At 34.8% G+C, this 1,043-nt stretch carries 1 protein-coding gene; it reads left to right on the forward strand.

Annotated elements, in window-relative coordinates; all coding sequences use genetic code 11:
* Positions 1–118 precede the first annotated feature (118 nt).
* Positions 119–757 carry a hypothetical protein gene (locus ACM6JA_RS19675; RefSeq protein ID WP_414853701.1) on the forward strand — a complete coding sequence of 213 codons (639 nt, stop codon included), beginning with the start codon at positions 119–121 and terminating at the stop codon, positions 755–757.
* Positions 758–1,043: the final 286 nt, after the last annotated feature.

The raw sequence follows: 1,043 nt of genomic DNA on the forward strand, positions 1-1,043 counted from the left end.
GGAGTAAAGATATAGTAAATTGGGTGTATAATATGCTCTCTTGATGGTTAAGGAGACCGACTTGGGATATTCTTAAGTCAATCGATGGAGTATTATACAAGAATAAGGTGTGATGCGGATGACTGATTTTACAATGATTAAAAATCTGTTTCATATTACCAAACGAAATGGGTTTAGTCATGACGAGATACAAACCATTAAAAATAATTTTGGTGAATTGCCCCAGGTGTTTATAGATTATTATTTGGAACTCGGTAAAGACGAGCGGCTGAATCATACGCAAGATAGTTTGATCAAACCCGAGCAACTCCAATACTTCAAACATAACGAATATTTAATTTTTTATTGCGAGAATCAACGTGTCTGTGTTTGGGGAATCCATAAGAACGATTTATCCAGGTCCAATCCCCCTGTCTATATGAGTTACGATGAAAAGGTATGGAAAAAGGATTTTGAAACATTGACCGATTTTTTTCATGCGATGGCCTATTTGCAAACCGTATTCGCTCTTGAATACGGCTGTGAATCATTCTATTCCATTGAACAAACCGACTTGGATTTTATTCGTGAAAATTTTAATAATAAAGGTATTTCCTTTCGGCATTGGATTGGCATCGAATTTTATGGGAATTACGATGACAGCATAATAACAGTGATGAAAAATAACGATAGTTTTGATTTGATCTATGCTTCAAGCGACAAAGAACATTTTGATGAAATGGATCGGGTTCTCTCAAAACTGGGAGTAGTAATTTGAAATTTTCTATTTCAAGAAGTCAACAGAACTGGGACTTCAGAATGTCATCAATAAGTTAAATAGCCTGGAATAGCCTTACAGAAGAAGTACGAAAAATAGTGTTACATCTAGTGGAGCAAGCAGCTGTTGTACTGTTTGGAATTGAGGATGAACGAAATGCCAAATGGATAAAAAGGAAATGTTTAAATCAGATAAAGATAAATTTGTTGCTGTTACCTTCAAAACTAGAGCCTAGAAACTTGTAGGACAACAATTGAGATTTTAGATGTATACTCTAATTTCTGGT

The sequence above is a fragment of the Brevibacillus sp. IT-7CA2 genome (assembly GCF_949767855.1).
GTDB lineage: Bacteria > Bacillota > Bacilli > Brevibacillales > Brevibacillaceae > Brevibacillus.

What these genes read in the sequence shown, in the direction of transcription:
- ACM6JA_RS19675 (WP_414853701.1), top strand. Translation starts at nt 119, where the DNA reads ATGACTGATTTTACAATGATTAAAAATCTGTTTCATATTACCAAACGA.